26 protein-coding genes are annotated in these 23983 nt (G+C 65.0%); 11 read left to right on the top strand and 15 right to left on the bottom strand.

From position 1 onward, the window contains the following. Positions 1 to 40: 40 nt before the first annotated feature. Positions 41 to 1024, bottom strand: a complete 984-nt coding sequence (locus tag CLM73_RS16495) for a Bug family tripartite tricarboxylate transporter substrate binding protein (RefSeq protein WP_105239352.1) — start codon at positions 1022 to 1024, stop codon at positions 41 to 43. A gap of 19 nt (positions 1025 to 1043) precedes the next feature. Beyond that, on the bottom strand, positions 1044 to 2000 hold the full coding sequence (locus CLM73_RS16490; RefSeq protein ID WP_105239351.1) for an alpha/beta fold hydrolase: 957 nt from the start codon (positions 1998 to 2000) through the stop codon (positions 1044 to 1046). Between the two features lie 160 nt (positions 2001 to 2160). On the opposite strand from CLM73_RS16490, the gene CLM73_RS16485 reads away from it, so the two are divergent. The 5 genes from CLM73_RS16485 to CLM73_RS16465 all read left to right on the top strand — a co-directional run bounded on the left by CLM73_RS16485 (position 2161) and on the right by CLM73_RS16465 (position 7849). After that, positions 2161 to 3078 carry a LysR family transcriptional regulator gene (locus CLM73_RS16485; RefSeq protein WP_105239350.1) on the top strand — a complete coding sequence of 306 codons (918 nt, stop codon included), beginning with the start codon at positions 2161 to 2163 and terminating at the stop codon, positions 3076 to 3078. A gap of 166 nt (positions 3079 to 3244) precedes the next feature. Beyond that, positions 3245 to 4717, top strand: a complete 1473-nt coding sequence (locus CLM73_RS16480) for a M20 family metallopeptidase (RefSeq protein ID WP_105239349.1) — start codon at positions 3245 to 3247, stop codon at positions 4715 to 4717. A gap of 69 nt (positions 4718 to 4786) precedes the next feature. Further along, a complete protein-coding gene (locus CLM73_RS16475) occupies positions 4787 to 5344 on the top strand; it encodes a DUF1415 domain-containing protein (protein WP_056562193.1) in 558 nt (185 codons plus the stop codon). A gap of 194 nt (positions 5345 to 5538) precedes the next feature. Then, positions 5539 to 6528, top strand: coding sequence for a Bug family tripartite tricarboxylate transporter substrate binding protein (locus CLM73_RS16470; protein ID WP_056562190.1), 990 nt, complete (start codon positions 5539 to 5541; stop codon positions 6526 to 6528). A gap of 25 nt (positions 6529 to 6553) precedes the next feature. Continuing rightward, on the top strand, positions 6554 to 7849 hold the full coding sequence (locus tag CLM73_RS16465; RefSeq protein WP_105239348.1) for an acyl-CoA thioesterase/bile acid-CoA:amino acid N-acyltransferase family protein: 1296 nt from the start codon (positions 6554 to 6556) through the stop codon (positions 7847 to 7849). 17 nt (positions 7850 to 7866) lie between these two features. On the opposite strand, the gene CLM73_RS16460 is transcribed toward CLM73_RS16465, so the two are convergent. Together CLM73_RS16460 and CLM73_RS16455 are read right to left on the bottom strand one after the other, a co-directional pair. After that, complete coding sequence (locus CLM73_RS16460; protein ID WP_105239347.1) at positions 7867 to 8451, bottom strand: YceI family protein; 585 nt, start codon at positions 8449 to 8451, stop codon at positions 7867 to 7869. Between the two features lie 147 nt (positions 8452 to 8598). Then, positions 8599 to 9063: a MarR family winged helix-turn-helix transcriptional regulator gene (locus CLM73_RS16455; RefSeq protein ID WP_158685879.1), complete on the bottom strand. Its 465-nt coding sequence runs from the start codon at positions 9061 to 9063 to the stop codon at positions 8599 to 8601. 53 nt (positions 9064 to 9116) lie between these two features. Here CLM73_RS16455 and CLM73_RS16450 point away from each other — a divergent pair, with 53 nt between their 5' ends. After that, positions 9117 to 9584, top strand: coding sequence for a cupin domain-containing protein (locus CLM73_RS16450; protein WP_105239345.1), 468 nt, complete (start codon positions 9117 to 9119; stop codon positions 9582 to 9584). Between the two features lie 56 nt (positions 9585 to 9640). Here CLM73_RS16450 and CLM73_RS16445 read toward each other — a convergent pair whose 3' ends face one another. Next, on the bottom strand, positions 9641 to 10942 hold the full coding sequence (locus CLM73_RS16445) for a UDP-N-acetylglucosamine 1-carboxyvinyltransferase (protein ID WP_105239344.1): 1302 nt from the start codon (positions 10940 to 10942) through the stop codon (positions 9641 to 9643). 269 nt (positions 10943 to 11211) lie between these two features. Then, a complete protein-coding gene (locus CLM73_RS16440) occupies positions 11212 to 12186 on the bottom strand; it encodes a GlxA family transcriptional regulator (RefSeq protein ID WP_105239343.1) in 975 nt (324 codons plus the stop codon). Between the two features lie 183 nt (positions 12187 to 12369). Between CLM73_RS16440 and CLM73_RS16435 the strand changes: the two genes are divergently transcribed. Next, on the top strand, positions 12370 to 12981 hold the full coding sequence (locus tag CLM73_RS16435; protein ID WP_105239342.1) for a cysteine hydrolase family protein: 612 nt from the start codon (positions 12370 to 12372) through the stop codon (positions 12979 to 12981). 16 nt (positions 12982 to 12997) lie between these two features. Here CLM73_RS16435 and CLM73_RS16430 read toward each other — a convergent pair whose 3' ends face one another. From CLM73_RS16430 to CLM73_RS16415, 4 genes are all read right to left on the bottom strand, one after another. Then, on the bottom strand, positions 12998 to 13480 hold the full coding sequence (locus CLM73_RS16430) for a hypothetical protein (protein WP_105239341.1): 483 nt from the start codon (positions 13478 to 13480) through the stop codon (positions 12998 to 13000). Positions 13481 to 13503: 23 nt separating this feature from the next. Continuing rightward, on the bottom strand, positions 13504 to 14160 hold the full coding sequence (locus CLM73_RS16425; protein ID WP_105239340.1) for a hypothetical protein: 657 nt from the start codon (positions 14158 to 14160) through the stop codon (positions 13504 to 13506). Between the two features lie 194 nt (positions 14161 to 14354). Further along, entirely contained in the window at positions 14355 to 14837 is a 483-nt protein-coding gene (locus CLM73_RS16420; protein ID WP_105239339.1) for a nucleoside deaminase, read from the bottom strand. A 63-nt stretch (positions 14838 to 14900) separates the two neighbouring features. Next, positions 14901 to 15494 carry a YSC84-related protein gene (locus tag CLM73_RS16415; protein ID WP_105241571.1) on the bottom strand — a complete coding sequence of 198 codons (594 nt, stop codon included), beginning with the start codon at positions 15492 to 15494 and terminating at the stop codon, positions 14901 to 14903. A 142-nt stretch (positions 15495 to 15636) separates the two neighbouring features. On the opposite strand from CLM73_RS16415, the gene CLM73_RS16410 reads away from it, so the two are divergent. Beyond that, positions 15637 to 16683, top strand: coding sequence for a hypothetical protein (locus CLM73_RS16410; RefSeq protein ID WP_234015653.1), 1047 nt, complete (start codon positions 15637 to 15639; stop codon positions 16681 to 16683). Between the two features lie 3 nt (positions 16684 to 16686). Here the strand turns inward: CLM73_RS16410 and CLM73_RS16405 are convergent, their stop codons facing one another. The 3 genes from CLM73_RS16405 to CLM73_RS16395 all read right to left on the bottom strand — a co-directional run bounded on the left by CLM73_RS16405 (position 16687) and on the right by CLM73_RS16395 (position 19230). Beyond that, positions 16687 to 17265, bottom strand: a complete 579-nt coding sequence (locus CLM73_RS16405) for a hypothetical protein (RefSeq protein ID WP_105239338.1) — start codon at positions 17263 to 17265, stop codon at positions 16687 to 16689. 153 nt (positions 17266 to 17418) lie between these two features. Then, on the bottom strand, positions 17419 to 18162 hold the full coding sequence (locus CLM73_RS16400; RefSeq protein WP_199778341.1) for a DUF899 domain-containing protein: 744 nt from the start codon (positions 18160 to 18162) through the stop codon (positions 17419 to 17421). A 168-nt stretch (positions 18163 to 18330) separates the two neighbouring features. Beyond that, the gene (locus CLM73_RS16395; protein ID WP_105239336.1) at positions 18331 to 19230 is read right to left on the bottom strand and encodes a LysR family transcriptional regulator; all 900 of its coding nucleotides are present in this window, start codon (positions 19228 to 19230) and stop codon (positions 18331 to 18333) included. A 112-nt stretch (positions 19231 to 19342) separates the two neighbouring features. Between CLM73_RS16395 and CLM73_RS16390 the strand changes: the two genes are divergently transcribed. Further along, a complete protein-coding gene (locus CLM73_RS16390) occupies positions 19343 to 20371 on the top strand; it encodes an NADP-dependent oxidoreductase (protein WP_105239335.1) in 1029 nt (342 codons plus the stop codon). A 20-nt stretch (positions 20372 to 20391) separates the two neighbouring features. Here the strand turns inward: CLM73_RS16390 and CLM73_RS16385 are convergent, their stop codons facing one another. Continuing rightward, positions 20392 to 20814 (bottom strand): hypothetical protein, encoded by a 423-nt coding sequence (locus CLM73_RS16385; RefSeq protein ID WP_105239334.1) that lies wholly within the window; start codon positions 20812 to 20814, stop codon positions 20392 to 20394. A gap of 44 nt (positions 20815 to 20858) precedes the next feature. Beyond that, positions 20859 to 22751 (bottom strand): DUF4157 domain-containing protein, encoded by a 1893-nt coding sequence (locus CLM73_RS16380; protein ID WP_158685878.1) that lies wholly within the window; start codon positions 22749 to 22751, stop codon positions 20859 to 20861. Between the two features lie 170 nt (positions 22752 to 22921). On the opposite strand from CLM73_RS16380, the gene CLM73_RS16375 reads away from it, so the two are divergent. Further along, entirely contained in the window at positions 22922 to 23530 is a 609-nt protein-coding gene (locus CLM73_RS16375) for a hypothetical protein (RefSeq protein WP_105239332.1), read from the top strand. 139 nt (positions 23531 to 23669) lie between these two features. Further along, positions 23670 to 23882 carry a hypothetical protein gene (locus CLM73_RS16370; RefSeq protein WP_105239331.1) on the top strand — a complete coding sequence of 71 codons (213 nt, stop codon included), beginning with the start codon at positions 23670 to 23672 and terminating at the stop codon, positions 23880 to 23882. Positions 23883 to 23983 lie beyond the last annotated feature (101 nt).

Genomic DNA, 23983 nt, shown 5'->3' with positions numbered 1-23983 from the left:
ACGCAAGGCCCCGTCGCATAACGCGCCGGGGCCTTTTGTATTACTGGTCGAGCTGGATCTTGGCGTCGTTGGCGACGTTCTTCCACTTCTTCACGTCGCTGGAGATCACTTGCTGGAAGGCGTCCGACGAACCGGCTACCACGGTGCCGCCCAGGCTGGCCATCTTGGCCTTCACGTCGGGCGTGTTCAGCGCCTTGACCGAGGCGTCGTGCAGCTTGGTCTTCACGGCTTCCGGCAGGTTCTTGGGGGCCAGCAGGCCGTTCCACGCATTGGCTTCGTAGCGCGTCAGGCCGGCTTCCTTGAAGGTCGGCGTGTCGGGCAGTTCCGGCGAGCGCACGTCGGCGGCGATGGCGATCGGACGGATCTGGCCGCTCTTGATGTACGGCAGCGAGGCCGGCACCGGTTCCCAGATCATCGACACCTGGCCGCTGATCACGTCGGTGAAGGCCGGGCCCGCGCCGCGGTAGGCGATGTGCATCAGGTGCGAGCCCGTCATCGACTTCATCAGTTCCATCGCCAGGTTGCCCAGGCCGCCGGCGCCCGACGACGCGTACGTGTACTTGTCCGGATTGGCCTTCGATTGCGCGATCAGCGCGTTCAGGTCGGCGGCGGGGAAATCCTTGGTGACGCTCAGCACGCCCGGCACGGTGACCAGTTGCGTGATGGCGGTGAAGTCCTGCGACGCGTCGTACGTCAGGTTCTTGTAGACGGCGGGGTTCGTGCCGTGGGTGCTGGAGGAGGCCAGGAGGATGGTGTAGCCATCGGGCGCGGCGTCGGCGACGTAGCGTGTGCCGATCGAGCCGCCCGCGCCGGCCTTGTTCTCGACCACCACCGTGACGCCGAGTTCGGTGCCCAGTTGCGCGGCGAAGACGCGGCCGATGATGTCGGCGGTGCCGCCCGGGGCGAACGGCACGATCATGCGGATGGGCTTGCTCGGGTAGTCGGACTGCTGGGCCGAAGCGCCGGCCGCCAGCGTCGCGCCGGTAAACAGCGCCAGGGCGATGGTGGTTTTCTTCAGGGTCATCTGTATCTCCACGAGAAGGTTAGTCGAGGCTGCGATCGAGCCAATCGACGATCAATCCGGCAATGTGGTCGCTGTTGCGATCCAGCATGCAGAAGTGCGAGTTGCCGGCGATGCCGGCAGCGGGCAGGTCCAGCACGTCGGCGCGTTGGCCGGCCGCGCGCAGGGCGTTCCAATAGGCGTCCGTCTGGGCGCGATAGCGCTGCCAGGTGTCGTCCGCGGTGAAGTGATCGCCCCAGACCAGGAGTTGCGGGGGCAACTCGCAGTTGGCCTGGGCCGGGGTGCCGGTGGGCTCGACCGCCACGACGGCGCGCACGGTCGCGGCATATTCCTGGGCGAGCTGCGTGGCAAAACCGCCGCCCTGGCTGTGTCCCATCAGGATGCAGGGGCCCACGAAGTCGAGCAGCGCGCGATAGGCGTCCAGCGCCATGTCGCCGTGCGTCAGCCAGCGCGGCACGAACTGCTTGGAAAACGTGTCGAACGCCTCGACCGGAAACTGCTGCCCCGGATACGGTTGGCGCGGTTCGCCGGCCCGCGCATAGCCCGAAGCCGGGCCAATGCGAAACAGCCGCCACGCTTCTTCCTTGGAGCGGAAGATCGGGGCCGAGTCGTAGATCTCGGGAAACATCGCCCAGGCCGCACGGCCGCGTTCGGGCGCGTCGGACACGAAGACGTCGTAGCCGGCCTGCAGCAGACGCCACAACCAGCCGTCGCGCCCGTCCGGCGTGCTTTCCCATTGCGCGCCCGTCATGCCGCCGCCGTGCCACAGCAGGACGGGGTAGGGCCGGGTCGGCTGCGCCAGCCGGTATTCCTGCACGTACAACTGGCCGGCGCTGTAGCCGCCGTTCATGTCGATCAGCCGGGGCGACGCGTTGCCGACCACCTTTTGCTGTTGCATCGGCACGCCGCCGGCCACAACTTCGACGCCGCCAAGGTAGTGGCTGCGGATGGACTTGAGCTGGACTGGCGTGTCGGACATAGGGTTTTCCAGGAGTGGATGCGGGGATATTAGTTGCAAGGTGTTTCTGTCTTGTGCAAAATGCGCACTCGTTGTGCCGAAGCGGCACAGCCGATGAGCCGCTGGCAAACACGCGCCTAGCCCCGGATAGACATGGGGCGGGCAGGGAAGGACGAGACGCATGGACATCAAATGGCTGGAAGACTTCGTCGCGCTGTCGAAGTCGCGCAACCTGTTTCAGGCCGCGGAGGCGCGCAACGTGACGCACCCGGCGTTCGGGCGCCGCATCAAGGCGCTTGAGGAGTGGGCGGGCGTGCCGCTGGTCGAGCGCGGCCACCAGGTGTCCACGCTGAACGCCGCCGGCCGCAGCGTGCTGGCCGCCGCCATCGACGTGCTGGACATCCTGCACGAGACGCGAGAAACGCTGCAAAAGCCCGAGCAGGAACGCGCACGCAAGATCACCATCGCGTCAGGCAAGACGCTGGCGCACTCCGTGCTGCCGGGGCTGATGGCCGGCGTGCAGCGCAGCCTGCCCGCGTTTCAATTGAAGGTGATCACCACGACGCTGAACTACGGCGTGGACATGCTGGAGGACGGCGAGGTCGATTTCCTGCTGTGCCACGCCCATGAGCCGCTGTACGCCAAGATCGACAATCCCAACTACCGCTACCGGCGCGTTGGCGCCGACAAGCTGGTGGCCGTCAGCGCGCCCGTTGCGCCCGGCGGCCGCCATCCCCGCCACGCCGTGCCCAAGCTGGCGTCCGACCCGCCCGTGCCGTTTCTGGCCTACGCCGACAGCATGTCGCTGGGCCGCATCCTGCACGACAAGCTGCGCGGCCTGTGCGAGGTGCCGCTCCTGCAGACCACCTACGAATCCGACCTGGCCGACGCGCTGCACGCCATGGCGCGCCAAGGCTTTGGCCTGGCGTGGCTGCCGCATACGCTGGTCGAACCCGACCTGCGCAACGGATCCCTGGTCCGCGCCGACGGCGCCCGCAACGACATCCACATGGAAATCCGCCTGTATCAATCGGTCGGCAACGCCAAACCCCTGGCCCGCGAGGTCTGGAGCCGCATCGAGGCCTACGCCGCCAAATAACGCCCGTTGGCGCCAAAAATCAGACCAGCTCCGGTGTCAGACACCCCGCAACATTTCGGCTGGGTGTCTGACACCGTCATAAAAAAGCCACCCTCGCCAAAACATCCTTCGCGCCGAGGCATAAAATAGCGGTTTGCCCCTTTTCCGCACACAGGAAGCCAGCGCCATGAACGCACGCATCCCCGAAGACGCATTGCCGCCCACCCTTGATCCCAAAGCCCTTCAAGACTTTGTGGACGACAAGTGGGACAACGAGATCATCCCCGCGCTGACCGACTACATCGCCATTCCCGCCAAGAGCCCCGCTTTTGACGCCGACTGGGAAAAGAACGCGTTCATCGAGCGCGTGGTGCGCGATGCGGCGCAGTGGGTCGAAGCGCAAAAAGTCTCCGGCCTGAAGCTCGAAGTGGTGCGCCTGCCGGGCCGCACGCCCGTCATCTTCTTTGACGCGCCCGCCACCCGCAGCGACAACGGCGACACCGTCCTGCTCTACGGCCACCTGGACAAGCAACCTGAATTCTCGGGCTGGCGCGCCGGTCTTGGTCCGTGGACCCCCAAGTACGAAGACGGCAAGCTGTACGGCCGCGGCGGCGCCGACGACGGCTACGCTGTCTACGCCTCGCTCACCGCCATCATGGCGCTGGACAAGCAAGGCATTCCGCGTCCGCGCTGCGTCGGCATCGTCGAGACCTGTGAAGAATCCGGCAGCTATGACCTGCTGCCGTATGTGGACGCGCTGCGCGACCGCCTGGGCAACGTGGCCCTGGTGGTGTGCCTGGATTCCGGCGCCGGCAACTACGACCAGCTCTGGATGACCACGTCGCTGCGCGGCATGGTGTCGGGCACGCTGGAAGTCCAGGTCCTGGACGAAGGCGTGCACTCGGGCGACTCCAGCGGCGTCGTGCCGTCCTCGTTCCGCATCCTGCGTCACTTGCTGGACCGCCTGGAAGACAGCGGCACCGGCCGCCTGCTGCCGCAAAGCCTGCACTGCGAAATCCCCGCCGAACGCATCGAACAGGTCACGGCCACCGCCCGCATCCTGGGCGACGAAGTGTGGCGCCGTTTCCCCTGGAGCTGCGGCGCCGACGGCGGCTTCGTGCTGCCCATGACCACCGAACCCGAGCAGGCGCTGCTGAACCGCACGTGGCGCCCCACGCTGTCCGTGACCGGCGCCGAAGGCCTGCCGCCGCTGTCCAGCGCCGGCAACGTGCTGCGTCCGCGCACCGCGTTCAAGCTGTCGCTGCGCTTGCCGCCGCTGGTGGACGCCGTGGCCGCCTCGCAGGAAATCAAGGAGCTGCTCGAAGCCGACGCACCCTACAACGCCAAGGTCATCTTCAAGGCCAACGAAGGCGCCGCCACCGGCTGGAACGCGCCCGCCACCGTGCCGTGGCTGACTCAGGCTCTGGACGCCGCTTCGCAGCAGTATTACGGCTCGCCGTGCGGCTACATCGGCCAGGGCGGCACCATCCCGCTGATGAGCATCCTGCAAAAGGGCTTCCCGCAGGCGCAGTTCATGGTCTGCGGCGTGCTGGGTCCCAAGTCCAACGCCCACGGCCCCAACGAATTCCTGCACGTGCCGTACGGCAAGAAGCTGACCGCCGCCGTGGCCCAGACCATGGCCGCCATGCCGGCAGCCTGACGCACACGCGTGCCATGCAGAGCGCGGGGCCGTCGGCCTTGCGCTCTTTCTATTTCCAGGACTGATTCCATGATTTCCACTTCCGATGCCTACGCCAACGTGGTCGCAGAAACCCGCCACTGGCTGAACCAGGCGGTGATCGGCCTGAACCTCTGTCCCTTCGCCAAGGCGGTGCAGGTCAAGGACCAGATCCGCTTTGCCGTCAGCGACGCCACCGACGCCGAGGGCGTGCTGACCGACCTGCAGGACGAACTCGCGCTGCTGGCCGAAACCGATCCCGACAAGATCGACACCACGCTGCTCATCATCCCCGACGCGCTGGACGACTTCATGGAGTTCAACGACTTCGAAGACCTGTCCGACCGCCTGCTCAAGCGCATGCGGCTGGTGGGCGAACTGCAGGTCGCCACCTTTCATCCGCAGTTCCAGTTCGCCGACACGCAGCCGGACGACATCGAGAACTTCACCAACCGCTCGCCGTATCCCATCCTGCACCTGCTGCGCGAAGACAGCATCGACCGCGCGGTGGAGTCGTTCCCGGACGCCGCAGAAATCTACGAAAAGAACATCGACACGATGAACAAGCTCGGGCTGGAAGGGTGGAAGAAGCTGATGACGAAGGCCTGATCGGCGGGCCGTTCCTTCACCCTGTGCTGTACCGGGATATCCCTAGATAGCCCGTCGGTTGTATTGCATACAACATACGATCATTGTGACCGTCGCCGTTCGGCGGCGGCCTGTGCGTCCTTCCCCTTTTCATTGTCTTGCCTCGCGGCCCCCTTTGGCCGCGCGTTGGCCTTTGCCTTTGTCTGGAGAGCCGTATGCGATTCACCCGCCGTCATGCCCTGGGCGCGCTTGCCGCCTTGCCGTTGATCTCGCGCCCGGCCTGGGCCCAGCAGAACGCCTTTCCGACGCGTCCCGTGCGGCTTCTGGTGGGCTTTGCGCCCGGCGGGCTGACCGACATCGCCGCGCGTGCGCTGGCCGACCGCATGGGCAAGACGCTCAAGCAGAACGTCGTCGTTGAAAACCGCCCGGGCGGGCAGGCCATCATCGCCACCGTCGCGGTGGCGCGTGCCGAGCCCGACGGCTACACGCTGGGTTTTGCCGGCACCAACGGCATGATCCTCAACCCCTTGCTCTACAACAACCTGCCGTACCAGCCGTCGGACTTCAAGCAGCTTGGGTCCATGGGCAAATCGCCCATGCTGCTGATCGTGCATCCCGACCTGGGCGTGAACACCGTGCAGGAGTTCATTGCCCTGGCCAAGAAGAAACCCAATGACATCACCTGCGCGCACGCCGGCCGCGGCGTCATCAACCACTTGGCGCTGCTGCATTTTCAGTCCAAGACCGGCACGCAATTCCAGGACGTGCCCTACAAAGGCAGCGGTCCGGCGCTGCTGGACCTGATGGCGGGCACGGTGCAAAGCACGTTCGACTTCCCGACCTCGGCGCTGCCCAACATCAAGTCCGGCAAGCTGAAAGTGCTGGCCGTCACCGCAGACAAGCGGCTGTCCAGCCTGCCGGATGTGCCCACGATGAAGGAAGCGGGTGTCGACGACTTCGAGCTCTACACCCGCATGATGATCTCGGGCCCCGCCGCCATGCCCGCCGACGTCGTGAAGACGCTGGAGCACGCCGTGCGTGAAGGCACGCGCGACCCCAGCCTGGTGCAGCAATTCGCCGATCAGGGCGTGGCCGTGGAGTTCACGTCGTCCGCCGACCTGGACAAGGTCATCGCCGACGAATCCGCCATGTGGGCGCAGGTCATCAAGGCCAACGGCGTGCCCAAGACCGACCTGAAGGCATGAGGCCGCAAGCGGCAAGGAGACGACTGTGACGCAGCCCCGTATCACCGTAACGCCCGAACGCGCGCTGATCGACGTCGAGCGCGACATCCACATCGAAGGCTTTCCGGCCTATGCCTTCATCACCGTCACGGCCAGCATGCAGATGTGCGGCGCGGCGTGGCGCTCGGAGGCCGTGTTCGTGGCCGGTCACGACGGCCGCCTGGACCTGCGGCGGGATAGCCCCGTGTCCGGCTCGTACGCCGAGCCATCAGCCATGGGCATCGTGTGGTCCATGGTGTGCCAGGATATGGACCGCGTAGTGTTTCCGCCCGACCGCACCGACGCGCTGACCGTGCACCTCCACGCCACGAATGGCGCACTGTCGGCCGAGGCCACGCTGGTCCAGGATTTTCTGGCCGACGGCGTCACGCACCGTTCCGTGCGCGAAGAGGTGGACGGCATGACGCTGTCCGGTGAACTGTACGTGCCGGCCGGCCCGGGCCCGCATCCCGTCGTGGTGTACATGAACGGCTCGTCGGGCGGCGTCAACGCGCCGCGCGCCGCGCTGTTTGCCGCCCGCGGTTACCAGTGCCTGGCGCTGGCCATCTTCAATTACGACGGCCGTCCGAAGTACCTGAACGATATGCCGCTCGAATACTTCGAAGCCGCGCTGAAATGGATCCGCAAATCGCTGCAGCCGCGCGACGGCTTCGTGGCGGTGTCGGGCATCAGCCGGGGCGGCGAAACATCGTTGCTCGCCGCCTCGCATTTTCCCGACCTGGTCAGCGCAGTCGTCGCGTACGTGCCGTCGCCCGTGACGCATGGCGTGGTCAGCGCCGGCGCGCCGGGCACGGGTCGCGATGCCCAGGTCTGGACCCGGCATGGCGAGCCGCTGCCGCATTTGTGGCAAGACAACGCCACGGCCGACTGGAACGCCGCCTATGCCTCCGAGCCGCCGTACCGCCAGACCCTGGCGTTCCTGAGCGCCACGCGCGATGCCTCGGCCTTCGAGCGCGCGCGCATTCCCGTCGAAAACTATCCCGGTCCGGTCATGCTGGTCAGCGCATCGGACGACGGTTTCTGGCCCAGCACCGCGTATTCCGAAATGGTGGTGCGCCAGCGCCAGGCGTTTGATCTGCCCACGCAGCATCACGTCTGCGCCGGGGCGGGCCACCATGTCCACTATCCCTGCCTGCCCGCCACGCTGATCAACAAGCCGCACGCGATGTCCGGGCTGCTATTGGATGCGGGCGGCACCCCGTCGGCCAACGCGGCTGGGAACGAAGGATCGTACCGGGCGGTGCTGGACTTCCTGGCGCAAGCGCGGGCTGGGCAAGGGTAGGACATCCCGCGCCAGCATTACTGCCGGCGAATCGCCTCGACCTGGATCTTCAGCTTGACCTCGGGCTTGAATCCCATGTCCAGCCCGAAGTTCATGCCGAAGTCCTTGCGGCTGAACTCGGTGGAAGCGTCGGCGCCGCAGACCTCGCGCTTGACCATCGGGTGATCGATGCACTTGAAGTCGTCGATATCGAGCTTGACCTGGCGCGTGACGCCGCGCAGCGTCAGGTCGCCCGTCGCTTCTTCCGGCTTGTCGCCGTCGAACTTGGTGAACTTGCCCTTGAACGTGGCGGTGGGGTACTTGGCCGCATCGAAGATATCGGGCGCGACCGCGTGCTGGTTCATCTCGTCGTGGCCGAAGTCCACCGACTTGATGTCCACCGTGACTTCCAAGGTGCCGGTGCGCGCCGCGCGGTCCAGCACGACCACGCCGCTGGACTGATTGAACTTGCCGCGCCACGTCGACAACCCGCCGAAGTGATCGGCCTCGAAGCTGGGATACGTGTGCGAGGGGTCCAAGTCATAAGTGACCGGCGCGGCGGTCGCGGCAACGGTCAGCGACAGCGCACTTGCGCCCAGCAACAGGGACGGGATCAACTTCATTGCGGCTCCTTGAGTATGACGTTCAAGTCACGCTTGCGGCGGGCCGCCCGCGTGCCAGAAAGACAAGACAATAACATTCAGTTCCGTGTCAGCAGCGCGGCTTAAATCAAAAGCTCGCGGTCCTGCATTGCGTGCCATCCGATGGCATCAATCCACTTTGCCCAGCCACGCCGACAGATCCTGCAAGGTCTCGCGCAACGCGTTAAAGCGCTGTTCGCCTAGGTGTTCCTTCCATTCCTGCTCGACGGCGGTCACGCAACTGCGCATCAGCACGTACATCTGCTGGCCCTTATCCGTGAGCTGCAGCTCTGTTGAATTCGACGCCGCGCCGGGCCGTCGCAGCAGATAGCCGCGCCGCTCCAGTTCCGCCAGCACATAGTTCATCGCCTGGCGCGACATATTGCATTGGCGGGCCAGCTCGATGGGCCGGCGGCCGTGCGGACCGGGATACATGAAGACGCCAAGCTCGGTCAACGACACGTCAAAGCCCTGCGCGTTGACGGTGGACAGCATGCGCGCCACCACGTGCTCGCGTGGAAGGCGCAGCAAGGAACCGATCATCGGCAGGCCGGCTTGCGGTTCGGATGTGGCGCTATTTTTTCTGCTGGACATGGAGTAAAAAATTTGTACACTTGCGTGTAAAGTAACTTTACGCGGAGTATGCCATGAACGAAGACCAAGCATTCGATGCAGACGAAGTGATCAGGGTGGGCCAATTGCAAATCCGCTACTTGCAGCCCAGCGGGCGCGGCCACCACATGGGGGCGTTTGAACTGTGTGTGCCACCGGGCTCGAACGTCCCGCCGCCGCACAGTCACGACAATGAGGAATTGATCTACGTTCTGGAAGGGACGTTGCGCTTCACCGTCGGCACAGAAACGCGCGATCTTGGGCCCGGCGACTCGATGACCACGCCCACCGGCGTGGCTCATGCGTTCAGCAACCCGCACGCCGTCATGGCCAAGGCGCTGGTGATCAACACGCCGGAAATCAGCGCGGATTATTTTCGTGAGATGGCGGCGCTGATCAACGGCGGCGGTCCGCCTGACAAAGCCCGGATGATGGACACGATGAAGCGGTTCGGGCTGACACCGATCGCCCCGGCGCCGGCCGTTGCGGCGGCGGCAGGTTGATCGACTGCGGTTGAAACGACTGCGGTTGAATCGACTGCGGTCGATTCGTTTTCGCTTTACTCGTCGTTCGCCCACTCGACCTGCACGCCCAAACTGCGCAGGTTCTCGACAAAGTGCGGGTGGGCACGGCGGATCGGTGTGGCGTTGCGGATCTCGGAGCGGCCCTTGATGCTGCTGGCCACCATGAACAGCGCGATCGCCACGCGGATGATGTAGGGGCTTTCCACCACGCCCGGCGTCAGCGGATTGCCCCCAAACGTCACCACGCGATGCGGGTCCGACGAGAACACGTGCGCGCCGAACTTGGACAGCTCGCCCGTCCAGCCCAATGCGCCGTCGTAGACCTTGTTCCAGAACATCGCGTTGCCCTCGGCACACACGCCCAGCGCAATGAAGATCGGCAGCAGGTCCACCGGAAAGTACGGCCAGGGCGCCGCTTCGACCTTGGTCAGCACGTTGCTGGTGAACGGTGTCTGCACCTTCAACGGGCCGTCGCGCAGCGCGCGCGACCAGCCGTCCTTGTGCTCGATCCGCACGCCGAACTTGGCGAACGTGCGGTCGATCAGCGGAAAATTGCCCGGCGTGCGGTTACGCACCACCACGTCGCCGCCGGTGATCGCGCCCAGCGCAAGGAACGTCGTGATCTCGTGGAAATCTTCTTCAAACGTGAACTCGCCGCCGCCCAGACGCTTGCCGCCGCGCACCACCAGCCGCGAAGTGCCGATGCCATCGATCTCGGCGCCCATCATCGCCATGAACCGGCAGAATTCCTGCACGTGCGGCTCGGATGCCGCGTTGGTCAACGACGACTCGCCTTGCGCCGCAGCGGCGCACAATACGAAGTTCTCGGTCGTGGTCACGGACGCATAGTCCAGCCAATGGTGGGTGGGGTTGAGCGGACCGCTCGCGCGCACCAGCAGCGATCCGCTTGCGCGTTCCACCTGGCCGCCGAACGAGCGGAAGATGTCCACGTGCGGATCGATCTCGCGCACCCCCAGCGTGCATCCCTTGACGTTGTCCTCGAGCCGCGCCACGCCAAAGCGCGCCAGCAGCGGCGGCACCAGCATGATCGACGAACGCATCTCCTCGGGCAGCCGGTGATTGTCCGCGTCAAAGACCGTGTTCTTGTGATGCAGCGACAGCGTACGCGTCGCATCGTCCAGGCGGACGTCGCTGCCCAGCGTGCGGAAAATGTCCAGGATCTTGCGCACATCGGTAATGTCCGGCACCCCATGCAGTGTCAGCGGCTGATCGGTCAGCAGCGTGGCGCACAGGATCGGCAGCACCGCGTTCTTGTTGGCCGAGGGGACGACGCGGCCGCGCAAAGGCGTGCCGCCGTGGACGATGAGGTTGGACATGGGGATGGGACTGCCGGGAAAGAAATAGGAGAGAGCGCGGGGATTGTACTGGGGTCTTTCCAGGGGGCATTTTGACTAAACGCGGCTAAACGTTTCAAACTGCAATGCGGCGGCAGGCAAGACGGTTCATGCAAGGGTCCTTGTCTGCCGCAACCAGTCCAGCCATCGTCATGTGAAATTGCTGCCGCAACCGGAATCCAAGCCGTTCGTACAACGCGATCGCGCAAGCTGGGGCGTGGCGTTAAGGAACTGCGGACGGGTGCGGCGCGTTAAGCGGCCGCCATGGCGGGCTTCAAAACCGCGCTGAACTGTCGCCTGTAGCCCGACGGCGAGATCGCAAAGGCATTGGCGAAGTTCTGACGGAAAGACGCTGGCGAGCCGAATCCCACCGCTTCGGCGATCAGGTCCACGGTCTTGCCGGTGGTTTCAAGCAGCCGCTGGGCCGAGGCCAGCCGATGGTTCAGCACCCATTGCGACACGGTCGCACCGGTCTTGGCCTTGAAGCGCCGCGTGAAATTCCGGCGGCTCATGCCGGCCTTGCTGGCCAGCAGATCCAGCGTCAACGGCTCGCGCAGGTTCTCCAGCGCCCAATCCAGCGTCGCGCCAAGCCTGTCCGAATCCTGCCCGCCGGGCAGGGGTTGTTCGATGTACTGGGCTTGCCCGCCATCCCGATGGGGCGCCACGACCATGCGGCGTGCGACGCGGTTTGCGATCTCCGCCCCATGATCGCAGCGCAGCAGATGCAGACAGCAATCGATCGCGGCGGCGGTGCCCGCTGACGTCAGGATGTCGCCGTCATCGATGTACAGCGATTTGCGGTCCAGCGTGACACCGGGATGCTGGCGCACGAAGTCGTCGCTCCATGCCCAGTGGGTGGCGGCAGTGCGCCCGTCCAGCAGGCCGGCTTGCGCGAGCACGAACGTGCCGAGGCACAGTCCGGCGATGCGAGCCCCTCGTGCGTGCGCTGTCCGCAGGGCGTTCAGCAACGCGGGCGGGGCCGATTCGTCCGGGTCGCGCCAAGCCGGCATGATGATCGTGTCCGCCTGCTCCAGCGCGCGCAGATCGTGTTCGACCTCGATGCGGAATCCGGACATCGTCATGACCATGCCGGCGCGTTCGCCGCAAATCATCAGCCGGTAGCGCGGCACGCCCAGCCTGGCAAGGTCATCCCCGAACACCATGCAGGGGACGGACAGGTGAAAAGGACTGATGTCTTCGAAGGCGATGATGGCGACGGTATGCATCTTTTGGGCCAGATTTTTGGGCCTGACGAGAGCGGGCAGGTTGGCCCGATTCTAGCAACTGTTGTCCATCGGGCCACTATCGCGGCATGCCTTCTGGCGGGACACTGAGGTCCTGGGCGCTGCATGCCCAACCCGGGCCCGCCATCAGCGGGCCGCCCGATTTCCTTCTTGCCGAGGACCACCATGAGCCATCCCACCATCCGCACGCTTGCCGGCGCAACCGCCCCGGCCTCTCTGAAAGCCGCCAGCACTGCCTTGCTGGTGATCGACTTCCAGAATGAGTACTTCAATGGAAAGCTGCCGATTCCGGACGGCAAGGCCGCCCTGGATAACGCCCAGCGTCTGATCGCGCATGCCGACGAAGCGCAGATTCCCGTATTTCACATCCAGCACGTCACGCCGGCGGGCAGCCCGGTATTCGCGGACCAAAGTCCGACGGGCGAATTCCATGTCGATGTGAAGCCCGCGCCGAATCACAAGATCGTGCGCAAATCGACGGTCAGCGCCTTTCCGTCCACGGACCTGGACAAGCAGCTCAAGGATGCGGGCGTCAAGACGCTGGTGATCACGGGTTTGATGACGCATGCCTGCGTCGCGGGCGCTGCGCGCGACGCCGTGCCCCTGGGCTATGACGTCATCGTGGCCGAGGACGCCTGCGCGACCCGCGATCTGGATCGGGCCGATGGCAGCGTGGTGAACCACAACAGCCTGCATCGCGCCGCGCTGGCCAGCATCGACGACACGTTCGGGGATGTGCTGACGACGGAGCAGGTGTTGAAGCTGCCGGTGGTTTAAGCCGAAACCGGCGCGTTCAGGCGGCCGGTTTGTCTCGATTCTTCCGAATCAGCACCGCGCCGCCGATCGTCAGCACCAGACCGCCGCCGATATATGGCAAGCCAAAAATCAGCAGGGTAAAGAACAGCGCCGTATTGGCATCCCGCGCGCCCGCGCCGCCACCGGTGTGCATCGCGGGATCGATCTGCAGCATGGCAATCGCCGCTGTCAGCAGCAACATCACGCCCAGCGTCGCGCAGCCCCAGCCGAACAGACGGCGCAGGTTGGCAATCCGCGCCAGCGCCACGGCGGCAATCACCGCGACCACGCCATACAGAATCACGCTTATCAGCGTGACGCGGTCCAGCGACCCGGGATCCAGCGGCTCGGACGCTGCCCCCCCGTCCGGAAACAGGCCGAACACCGCCAGCAGCAGCGGATTGGTGATGCCAAAGCTGGCGCTACCGATCAGCAATCCGAAGACGATGCTGACGAGCCATTTGATTGCGGTGGGGGGCATGGGGGCGGGTCGCTGCTGAAAGGTCAGTAGTAGATGTCGACGTAATCGGTCAGGCCGCCGCACGCTTCCATCTGCTGCAGCCGCCAGTATTTCCGCTTGCCGGTCGCCTTGAACTCGTAGTCGCCGGTGCGCTCGCAGCGGCGGCCCTTGTCCGGCGCGTCCAGGATCAGGATGGTCCCGCGCAGCACGAAGCTGTCGCGGCCAATTGAGACGACCTCGCCTTTGACCTTCAAGGTGCCTTCATGGTTGGCTTGCGTGCCTTCCAGGCGAACCACATCGTTGTCGTCGATGGCGTTCATCTTGCCGCGCTTGGCCGACCACAGCCATTGCAGCGTGACGCCGCTGTTGTTCAAGAGCCGTTCGTAGGCGACCTGGTCGTTGATCTGGGTCTTCTGCACCGGCGCCAGGGCGCCGCCGGTTTGCTGAGCGGGCGCTTGCTGAGCAGGAGCCTGTTGCACGGGTGCCCGTTGCACCGGCGCTTGCTGGGCGGGGGCCTGCTGGGCCGGCGCCTGCTGCGGGGCCGGCGCCTGGTTGCCCGAGTTGGCGCGCGGGGGGAGGATGGCTGCGCCAGGATCCTGTTGCGCGAAGGCGGGGGCAGAGGCAAATGCCAGTCCCAGCGCGAGAAGCAGATTTCCGGACTTGCGTTTGATTCCCGAGGCGCGGGCAACGTGAGTGTGCATGGTCTGTATCAAGAGAGAAGAGGGATGCGCCGTCTTTCGTCTTGATGGGACCGGTCGTCGACCCTGACCCCGATTACGGCACGGGCGCCAACTTATCACGCCCGTGCGCGCAAATAATTGCGGGGTTTAGCGTAGCTGTATCCATTCGTTAGGCGGAAAACAGAATGCTTCACTGCGCGGCCAGCCGATGACGGTCAAGCCCTGCGGCGCACGTTCTCTTCATGAAGCGCGCGCACCTGTTCGACGAACTCCGGCACGGGCCCTTCGGCCTCGATGCCGTTGACCACTTCGGAGATGGGCAGGGGCCGCACGGCCGAGGGCGGCACGCCCCATCCGCGCATCCATTCACCGTACTGGGCTGACGACACGGCGTAGACGATCCGGCCAAGTCCTACCCAGCCGTGCGCCGCGGCACACATTGAACAGTGCTCGCCGGACGTATACACCGTGCAGGCGGCGCGCTCCGCTTCCGGCACGTTGTTGGCGGCCCAACGGGCAATCTCGAATTCCGGATGCCGCGTGCGGTCGCCGCTGGAGATATGGTTATGGTCTTCAAACAGCACCCGCCCGTCGCCCGACACCAGCACCGATCCAAACGGCTGGTCGCCGGCATCCAGCGCCTGACGGGCCAGCTCGACGCAACGTGCCAGGTGCTTCTTGTCCTCTTCGGTAATCACGCGTGATCTCCTTGTAAAGATTGATGCCGGCGCGGACCGCCCGCGCCGGCATGGCGGCTATGGCTACAGCAGCAGCGGCGAGATCTTGCTGCCATCCACCGACACGCCCGCCATCAGGCCACCGTTATTCATCACGAAGCCCACAATGGGTTGCTGCGCGGTATTGGAATCGATGCTGCCGTTGACGCCCACATTGGCGACGGCGACGGTGGCGTCGGCGCCGATGGTCCAGCCGCTGCTGGCGCGGAACTTGGCCAGCGCGTCGTCCGTCATGAAAAGCAGCACCATCGCCTTGGACTGCGCGCCCGCCTGCAAGCCGATGGATCCGCCCGTGACGCTGTAGTAGCCCTTGTCCTGACCGCTGACCTGCAGTACGCCCGTCCCATGCTGGGCGCCCACGATGAAGCTGGCGCTCAGCACTGCCGGAAACACCAGCACGCCGCGGGCGCGTTCCACCAGTTGCCGGGATTGCGGCGAGGACTCATACAGCTTGGATAGCGTGGCCGCCGTGGCGGCATCCAGTTCCTGGCGCTTTTCGGCGGCGCTGGCCGTGGCGCGCGAGTCCGTCGTGGTGCAGCCCGCAAAAAGAAAACCCGCCATGCCCAACGTGACGGCGGCGACGGCAGTCCTGCGGAATTTTGAAGTGATATCAAGCATTTGCGCTTCCTTTTTGTGGGTGACCAACGATGTACATCAAAGCATCTCCTGGCGGGAGATTACCCCGGCTCGTGCGGGGAGGCGATGGGTGTAGATCGTAGGAGGTGAAAAATGCCGAATGCCCCCGGTTTAACATCGCGCCATGCTTCTCATCATCTTTCTCTGGATCGCACTCGCGATCGTGGTCGGCTTCATGGCCAAAAATCGCGGGCGCAATGGCATCGGGTGGGCGTTGCTTGCCGGGCTGATCAGTGCGCCGGTCGCGGGCATTTTCCTCAAGCGCATTCCCAACCGGTCGCCGCTCGCCAGCCAGCCGCTCCTTTCCTCGCATATCGAATGCCTGCATTGCGGCGAGCGCATTCTGCGCGAGGCGCGCGTATGCCGGCATTGCGGCGGCGACGTGACGGAAGGCGGCCTGGCCGCGGTGCGGCAGGCGATGCCAGTCGGGTACTGGTTCGACCTGCCCGATCCCGCATTCAAGCTGATGAGAACTGCAGACCGCGTGGCGCTGGTCAAGCCAGTACCACCGTGGATCGTGGTGGACCAATCGCTTGACTCCATCGTCATCGGCAGCCGTTGGCCCGGAAAGCTCTGGCGCGTGCGCGTCGAGAAGCAGGGCGATATGTCCGATCTGGTGGCGCAGCCGGGTTATTGGCGCGCCAGTGCCATCGAATTGCTGGAAGCGTTGCCGTTGTCAGCCCTGTTTGGTCCGAAGGGTGAGGCGGTGCTGGAGATCATTACGCAGATCAGCACGCTGTCACGAACGGACGCGCAGGCCCTGGCCGACAACCTGCCGGACAATGCCTGGATGGCCTACAGCCGAGCGTGGATGCGCTGGTCGCAAGAAGACGGCGAGCCGGCTGCGGATGACGAGGGCGATTGGCGCGGCGCGTTGGCCGCCACGCGACGCGGTGACAAGGCTCGGTCGCCAGTTCATTCCGGCTTTCTGCTGATTCACAGCCAATTGCGGCAGCGCGCCGAGCAACTGGACGGCGGCAACGCGTTCACCTTGATCGAGGAAGACGGCGAAACCGAGCAGGTGTTGAAGCCGACGTGGCAAGCGGCTTGCGACGCGCTGCTGTTTGCCGCAATGGCGCGCGCCGCGCCGCAGTATGTGTCCGACGACGACGCGCTTACGTTGCTGCACGCTTGGTCCCGCGTGTTCAACGAGGCCAGCCAGCGCGCCTGAGATTCACCACATTCCCTCGTTCAGGATCTTCCGGGCGCGCTTGAACGTGATGACCGCCGCGCCGGCCGCCAGAATCAAGGCGATCCAGCCGTTCATGTTGAACTTCATTTTGCGCGCGTAGTTCGCGTCGTGCACCAGCTTGGCATCGACCAGCGTTTCGCCGTCCTTGCGCACGCCATAGACCCGGACGGGAATGGCCATGTTGTACTGAAGCGCAATCGTGCTGTCGGTCAGCTGCGCGTCGTTTTCCACCACCGTGAATTCCACGCGCTCGCCCTCGGTGTACGGGACCTTGTAGGTCGCTTCAAAAAACTTGAACACCATGTAGGGGTAGTTGCCCGAATACACGCAGAGCGCGCCGTAAGACTCCCACCGCCCGCGAATCTTCGCCTTGGTGTCGCAGCTTGCCACCTTGTCCACCCGCAGACTGATCGTGTTCAGCTTCGCGGGGTCGTAAGGCAGGCGAATGTCTTTTGCCGCGTTGAAGCAGTAGATGGCGATGCCGGCAAGCACCAGCGCGGCAATCGCGGGAATTCGGCAAGGCAGGAGGGCGCGCTTCCAGTCAGCCAGTTCACTGCTCATGCCGGCTGACTGGAGAAACGTTGACGGCGTGTGTGGGGGCCTTGGTCTGTTTTCATGACGCGCGCTGCAGAATTTGCGAGCGCCAATTTTATACAGGCGCTAGCGCACGCGTAAAAACACGCGCTACAGCACGCACCTTGCCGCGATGCCTTCCTACTTCGGGTCGCAGTGATTCCGGAACGCCTTCTCGCCCGCGTCGGATACCTCGACCCACTTCTGATCAGGCGGGGCGTCCTGCACGTAGCTGTCGTGCCAGTTCCACCATTTGTACGGCGGTGTTTGCGGATAGCCCTTTGGCGAATCTTCCCAGGTCTCCTGCCGCCCCAGCGGCGTGATGTCCAGGTAGTTCCACGTGCCGCCCATCTGCTCGTCGCCACGGTTGTTCAGAAAATACGTGCGATAGATGCGGTCGCCGTCGCGAAAGAACACGTTGGTGCCGTGCCATTCGTCCACGCCGAAGTCCGCGTCGAAAGCGTCGGTCAGCGTGAACCACGGCATCGTCCAGCCCATGCGCGCCTTCAGCCGTTCAATGTCCGCCTGCGGCGCGCGGGACACGAAGACCAGCGTCGTGTCGCGGGCGTTCAGGTGTGCCAGATGCGCGACCTGGTCCGCCACCATCGAGCAGCCTCGGCACGCGTGATCCGGCCAGCCGAACACGCCCGGCTCGTGAAACGCGCGGTAGACGATGAGCTGGCGGCGGCCGTCGAACAGGTCGCGCAGCGTGACCGTGCCAGACGGGCCCTCAAAGACGTATTCCTTATCCACCGCCGTCCAGGGCATGCGGCGGCGCTCGGCGGCGAGCGCGTCTCGGGCGCGGGTGTGGGCCTTTTCCTTGACGAGCAGTTGTTGGCGGGCGGCTTCCCAGTCTTCAGCGGATACGACCGGGGGCGTCTGCATGGCGGCATGGGCGCCGTTGCCGGCGGATGCGGGGGGCGTGGTCATGGGGTGATCCTCCTGGTGTCTTCAATTCCCGCGCCCATGTTCGGGCGGGGGGAATGGGAACAGTGTGGCACCGGGAGGGGCGAGGCAGGGGTAACAAATCTGGCGCGATCCGCCCGTTACGCGTCAGGCAGGGATCAGCGCCGCCTCCCGGGGCATGGCCTGCGCGGACCATCCGTGCAGGCTTTCGCGCAGCAGCGACACGGCGGCCTGGCCGCTTTCGTTCAGACGATGCGCCGCGTACAGGCCAAATTGCGCGCTCAGCGGCAGCGCGCCTTCGTCGCCGATGGCAATCACGCGCATGGTGTCGGGCCGCAGGCACTCGGTCGTCAGCAAGGCCACGCCCAGGCCGTTCTCGACGGCCGCGATCGTGGCGCCGACGTTGTGACTGGTCAGCGAAACCCGGAAATCGCGCCCCGACGCCGTCAACGCATCGAACGCCAGCCGGCGCCACGAACACGGCTCCGCATACACGATCACGTCCAGCGGCTGGTCCGGGTCCAGGGTTTCGTCGATGCCGCACGCCCAATGCAGATCCACGGTCCACGACTCGATGGGTTCATCGACAAAGCCCACGCAGGCGCCCACCGCCACGTCCAGCGTGCCGTCCTGCCAGCGCGCGGCAAGCCGCTCGCCGTCGTCGATGACAACGTCCAGATGCAGATTGGGACATGAACGCCGCAGCCGGCCCAGCGCCGCCGGCAACGCGGCCACCGCCACGTCTTCGGACAGCCCGATGCGCACGCTGCCCGCCACAGCGCGCTCGCGCAGCCGCGCCGCAGCGGCCTCGCCCAGCGCGAGGATGCGGTTGGCGTAACTGAGCAGCACCTCGCCCTCGGTGGTGGGCGCCATGCCGCGGCCGGTGCGATGCAGCAGCCGCTTGCCCACCATTTCCTCCAGCCGGCGGATCTGCGTGCTGAGCGCGGACTGCGCGCGGCCGGCTTGGTCCGCGGCGCGGCTCAGGCTGCCGTAACGGCAGACGGCGACAAAGGTGCGGAGCAGGGCGGGGTCGAAATCGGCTGACATTATCAATACCTGAAATCTGGTTTACGAGATATCAGTCTAGCTGTAACCCTGCCGCGTGCCTAGGATGACCCTAGTCGCGAAATGTCCGACTCAACTCAAGGAGCTATCCACCATGACTCAACCTCAAAATCTGCGCGTCGTCCTCGCCTCCCGGCCCGTCGGCCGCCCCAAAGCCAGCGATTTCCGCGTCGAGCGCGCGGCCATTCCCGCACCGGCCGACGGCCAGGTGCTGCTGGAAGTCCAGACGCTGTCGCTGGATCCCTACATGCGCTGGCGCGTCAGCGACGAAAAGTCCTACGCCACCCCCATGGAGATCGGCGACGTGATGGTGGGCGGCACCGTTGCCCGCATTCATACGTCGCGTCATCCCGACTGGCGCGAAGGCGACATCGTGCTGTCGTCTGCCGGCTGGCAACGCTACGCGCTCTCCGACGGTACTGGCCTGCGCCGGCTCGATCCGGCGAACGCGCCGCCCTCGACCGCGCTCGGCGTGCTGGGCATGCCCGGCCTCACGGCCTATGTCGGGCTGCTGAACATCGGTAAACCCAAGCCGGGCGAAACCGTCGTCGTCGCGGCTGCGAGCGGCGCCGTGGGTTCGGTTGTCGGGCAGATTGCGCGGATCAAGGGCGCGCGTGTCGTGGGCATCGCGGGTGGTCCGGAGAAATGCGCCTTTGTGAAGGAAGAACTGGGCTTTGACGTGGTCGTGGACCACCACGCGCCGGACTTCGCGCAAAAGCTGGCCGAGGCCTGCCCCGACGGCATCGACGTCTACTTTGAGAACGTCAGCGGTCATGTGTGGGACGCCGTCTTGCCCCTGCTGAACGACTTTGCCCGCGTGCCGGTGTGCGGACTGATCGCCAACTACAACGACGGCCCGTCCGACCGCCGCGGCCCCGACCGTCTGCCCGCCACGATGCGCGAGATCCTTTCCCGCCGCATCACGATGCAAGGGTTCATCGTGTTCGACTTCCCGAAGGAGCAGGAAGACGAGTTCCTGCGCGTGGCCGGGCAGTGGATTCGCGAGGGCAAGCTGCGCTGGCGCGAGGATGTCGTCGACGGCCTGGAGAAAGCCCCCGAAGCGCTGATCGGTCTGCTTGAAGGAAAGAACTTCGGGAAGCTGGTGGTGCGGGTGGGGGACTGACGTCCTGGCGGCCTGGCCTTTTATTGGCCGATGGTGCGCGCCTTGCTGCGCCGCGCCTTCGGCTTGGGCGCTACCCCCAGGCGCGGATCACGCGCCACGGCCAGCGCCGCCAGCATCGCCGCGGTCGATTCGAAAGATTCGTTCGACTGCGGCAGATACAGCCACTTGCCCAGCACCGGATGCGGCAAGAGATCGGGAATGTCCGCCAGCAGCGCCGCGTGGCGTTCCTGCGATGTGCAGACCATCACCCCGTTCCACGGGTCGTCCCGATCGGCGACGATCAGATACAGCAAGCCGTCCAGATACGCGGCGTCGGCGCCGAACATCTTGCGATGCGTGTAGTTTGCGTCACGCTCGAGCGGTTCAAGAACCCATAAGAGCGAATTGGATCGCGGGGCGTGCTGCTTTCGGGGAGGAGCAAAGGGATCTGGCTGTTTGCGCATGGGCAAGGCTGGGCGGATGTGGCAAAGCGACTATGCCACATCCCCTATTGCTCGAACAACGGCGCAAGCGCCATCAGCGGGCCGTACTTCTTGAAGTTTTCTTGGGCTTCGGCCGCCTGGCGCAGCTCCTCGTTCTTGCGCGCTTCCTCCAGAATTTCATCGATGCGCGGCGCCAGCGCGACGGACAGATCGATGATGTCGTAGGCGGTGTAGCCGCGTTCCCAGCGTGCGCGCAGGGTCACGTCGTCGCCCTTGGCCCGCATGGCGCGCGTGGCTTCCTTCAGAAGAGCCTTGCGCTGGTCGGCGTTGAGCCGCTCGGCAAACGAAATGCCCGCCACCAGGCCTTGCACCACGCCTTTCTCGCGATAACCCGTCGTGGCGGCCACCTCGCTCGCGACGCTGCGGCTGATGACCTTCGGCGCGAGGTTGTCGCGTACCCAGCCGCGGCTCAAGCGCAGCAATCCGGCAGCGAGGCCGTGACCGAAGCCCGTGCGCATGCCTTGCGCGCGCGCCGCTTCCTGCGCCTCGGCGTAGGTCATCGCAAACTGCACCATCAGCATGATCGCGTCCTGCGGGCCGGGCATGAGGAAGTCAGCGACCCAACCGGCGGCGCTGCCAATCTTGCTAAGCGCCGAGGCCGCGCGGCCTTGGACTTTCAGCACCGAACCGGCTTCCTCGGCCAGGGCGGCGGTGGTGGTGGCCGGGGCCGTCGCGGCCTTTTTGCCGAAGCGTTGCTCAAACTCCTCCATCCGGGGTGGGCCGGCCGGGACCTTGGGCTGTTCACCGGGAACGCGCGGCTTGGTGGCGGGTTGTTCGACGGGGAGCTGAGGCAGGGATCCTCTTGGCCGCGGGCGTCCGACGTTATCCGGATGCTGGACAAACTTTTCGTCGGGTAACCCGGCCCGCACGGCGGGGTCGCGCATGCTCGATAAGGATCGATAGTGACCCGTACCGTCGTTCCAGGTCTTGACCTTGCCGCTCTCGAAATCCACTTGGCCCGCCCAGTTGACGCGCTCGCCGCGCGCGGCTTCGGTGTGACCATATCCGCCGCCGACCGTCCTCTTAGACTTGACGGCGAAAATTTCGCCGTCCTTCACAACAAAGTCATAGTTGCCGCGCGCGGTGCGGACGTACTTCGGGCCGACCTCCTTCCATGTGCCGTTGACGTTTCTGAGCCGGACGACATCGCCCGACGATCCCGGCGCCGGCAGATCCCGGGGCAGATTGCCATAGGTGGGACCGCTTGCGTCGCGCTGGAGAAGACGGGCGCCGTGCGTGCTAATCGACGATTGCTGAATCACGTGCACCAGCTCATGCGCCAGCAGCGCGCGGCCTGCGGTCGTGCCTGGCGCATATTGGCCCGCGTTCAGCACGATGTGATGGCCCACCGTATACGCGCGGGCTTTGACGGCATCTGCAGAAGCGATCGCCAGCGCATCGGAGTGCAGCTTGACGTGGCTGAAGTCCCGCTGGAAACGAGATTCCATGAAGGCGCGGGTGTGGGCGTCGAGGGGATGGCCCTGGGCAGATAGCACGTTGCGCACGTCAGAGGCTTCATCGAGCGACGCCGCGTTGCGCGGGTCGGCGGGCTGCAGAAGCGGAAGCGGTCGAACCGGTGTTGGTTCCAACGCGGACCGCACGACGCCGTGCGCCGGATCGTCCCGTGACTGCGGCATGCGCATCACGTGTTCAGACATGCGATGCGCTTCCTGCTCTGACGCGTCGCCGGGATGGCTGATCGCAAGCAGAGTGCCGGGGGGATGCACGGATATCGCGTTGATCGCATGAACCGGGCGCGAATGCCGAAATTTCGTATCGCGCGCAGACTCATCCAGCGGCGTGCGCGACTCCGCACGCTTACCCGCCGCGTCGCGTTCGCGGCTTGCGGCCGGCACGTTGAGAGCTGCCGCCTTTGGCTTCTGTACGAAAGCGCGCATGGATTCGCTCCGTTCGTTCCGGCGATTATTGTCCTCCTTTTGCAGGGTGGCTGAATACAGGCGGGTTTGGTCCGACACCTATTTCTGTAATACTCCGGCATCACCGTTTCAGCACGCGCTCGTCATTAACTGACATCGCCAAACCCTCACGGCTTTCGGATTTCCCGCTCATGTCTGAACACCACCAATTCATCTTCCCCCGTGACTTCCATCTGCCGCCGCCCGATTGGCCCGCGTTGGAAGCGCAGCTGCTGGAAGGGGGTTACGTCTTGCCAGCACAGGGCGACACCATTCCCTACCGCGTCACCCATGACGACGGCTTCTACACACACGACGCGTCATGGCACAGCGTCCATTACTGCCTCGGCCCGGCGGCCAGACCCTACCTGAGCGACATCGTTCGAGAACACTACGACGCCGATCCCAGACACTTCCCCATCATGTTGCTGGCCTTTGACGGGCCAAATCCCTGCGTCATGGTCGGCGAAAACCTTTCCGCCCCGAGCATGCCGGGATCGAACGAACCCGCCACGCCGATGCCCGCCGAGTCGCACATCGACTACATCGGCCAAGCCTACGAGAACCCGGCCGCCCAATGGCATTGCGAGCAAAGCGGACGCAGTTACCGCATCCTTGAGCTCGATTGGCATTACACCTTTGCGATGGGATTCCGGATGGTGCAATGCGAAGGTCTGGATCGCGAGAGCGCCGAAGGGCTCGCGGGCTTGATTGGAGAACTGACGGGGCAAGTCATGGGCTGCAGCCATCGGCACCTTTGACTGCGCAGGGTTGGGCAATCGTCGGCCTACAGCCGGAGACAATTCGAAACGCCGCGGCGGGCCGGCGGACACATCTTCGCCCATGCGCAATGGCATCCTAGATGCCTGATGAATGCCAGACCCATTTCCAAGGAGCGATATGTCGATTCAAACGTTAGGCCGGTTCGGTGTTGTGTTGTTTCTTGCCGCGCTGAGTTCGGGCTGCTCGGTCGTCGGCGAGTGCGGACTGCTCCGCAGCAGCTGCAATTACGAAGGGCAGTACGAGTCGGGCGAGGAAGATTACGCGGAAGACGAAGCGAAGCGGTTAAATAAAGAGTCGACTGATCGACTGCGCCGGAGTTCGGGAGACTGAGGCGCCTCGCGTTGCGATACTGCGCAGCGCGCGGCATGGGCGCTGCCGGGCAGAATTTCCAAATGCTCTCATTCTGAATGACGTTCGGCGTGTTATCACCT

Source organism: Achromobacter spanius (assembly GCF_002966795.1).
Classification (GTDB): Bacteria; Pseudomonadota; Gammaproteobacteria; order Burkholderiales; family Burkholderiaceae_B; genus Achromobacter; species Achromobacter spanius_D.
The sequence above is the reverse complement of the archived record's forward strand: the minus strand, read 5'-3'. Positions and strand labels throughout refer to the sequence as shown.

Coding starts and splice junctions, on each gene's coding strand:
- CLM73_RS16405 (WP_105239338.1), bottom strand. CDS start 17,265: ATGAGCAGTGAACTGGCTGACTGGAAGCGCGCCCTCCTGCCTTGCCGA.
- CLM73_RS16425 (WP_105239340.1), bottom strand. CDS start 14,160: ATGCACACTCACGTTGCCCGCGCCTCGGGAATCAAACGCAAGTCCGGA.
- CLM73_RS16390 (WP_105239335.1), top strand. CDS start 19,343: ATGACTCAACCTCAAAATCTGCGCGTCGTCCTCGCCTCCCGGCCCGTC.
- CLM73_RS16480 (WP_105239349.1), top strand. CDS start 3,245: ATGAACGCACGCATCCCCGAAGACGCATTGCCGCCCACCCTTGATCCC.
- CLM73_RS16375 (WP_105239332.1), top strand. CDS start 22,922: ATGTCTGAACACCACCAATTCATCTTCCCCCGTGACTTCCATCTGCCG.
- CLM73_RS16370 (WP_105239331.1), top strand. CDS start 23,670: ATGTCGATTCAAACGTTAGGCCGGTTCGGTGTTGTGTTGTTTCTTGCC.
- CLM73_RS16430 (WP_105239341.1), bottom strand. CDS start 13,480: ATGCCCCCCACCGCAATCAAATGGCTCGTCAGCATCGTCTTCGGATTG.
- CLM73_RS16435 (WP_105239342.1), top strand. CDS start 12,370: ATGAGCCATCCCACCATCCGCACGCTTGCCGGCGCAACCGCCCCGGCC.
- CLM73_RS16475 (WP_056562193.1), top strand. CDS start 4,787: ATGATTTCCACTTCCGATGCCTACGCCAACGTGGTCGCAGAAACCCGC.
- CLM73_RS16410 (WP_234015653.1), top strand. CDS start 15,637: ATGCTTCTCATCATCTTTCTCTGGATCGCACTCGCGATCGTGGTCGGC.
- CLM73_RS16450 (WP_105239345.1), top strand. CDS start 9,117: ATGAACGAAGACCAAGCATTCGATGCAGACGAAGTGATCAGGGTGGGC.
- CLM73_RS16455 (WP_158685879.1), bottom strand. CDS start 9,063: ATGTCCAGCAGAAAAAATAGCGCCACATCCGAACCGCAAGCCGGCCTG.
- CLM73_RS16460 (WP_105239347.1), bottom strand. CDS start 8,451: ATGAAGTTGATCCCGTCCCTGTTGCTGGGCGCAAGTGCGCTGTCGCTG.
- CLM73_RS16400 (WP_199778341.1), bottom strand. CDS start 18,162: ATGCAGACGCCCCCGGTCGTATCCGCTGAAGACTGGGAAGCCGCCCGC.
- CLM73_RS16470 (WP_056562190.1), top strand. CDS start 5,539: ATGCGATTCACCCGCCGTCATGCCCTGGGCGCGCTTGCCGCCTTGCCG.
- CLM73_RS16490 (WP_105239351.1), bottom strand. CDS start 2,000: ATGTCCGACACGCCAGTCCAGCTCAAGTCCATCCGCAGCCACTACCTT.
- CLM73_RS16415 (WP_105241571.1), bottom strand. CDS start 15,494: ATGCTTGATATCACTTCAAAATTCCGCAGGACTGCCGTCGCCGCCGTC.
- CLM73_RS16395 (WP_105239336.1), bottom strand. CDS start 19,230: ATGTCAGCCGATTTCGACCCCGCCCTGCTCCGCACCTTTGTCGCCGTC.
- CLM73_RS16380 (WP_158685878.1), bottom strand. CDS start 22,751: ATGCGCGCTTTCGTACAGAAGCCAAAGGCGGCAGCTCTCAACGTGCCG.
- CLM73_RS16495 (WP_105239352.1), bottom strand. CDS start 1,024: ATGACCCTGAAGAAAACCACCATCGCCCTGGCGCTGTTTACCGGCGCG.
- CLM73_RS16385 (WP_105239334.1), bottom strand. CDS start 20,814: ATGCGCAAACAGCCAGATCCCTTTGCTCCTCCCCGAAAGCAGCACGCC.
- CLM73_RS16485 (WP_105239350.1), top strand. CDS start 2,161: ATGGACATCAAATGGCTGGAAGACTTCGTCGCGCTGTCGAAGTCGCGC.
- CLM73_RS16445 (WP_105239344.1), bottom strand. CDS start 10,942: ATGTCCAACCTCATCGTCCACGGCGGCACGCCTTTGCGCGGCCGCGTC.
- CLM73_RS16440 (WP_105239343.1), bottom strand. CDS start 12,186: ATGCATACCGTCGCCATCATCGCCTTCGAAGACATCAGTCCTTTTCAC.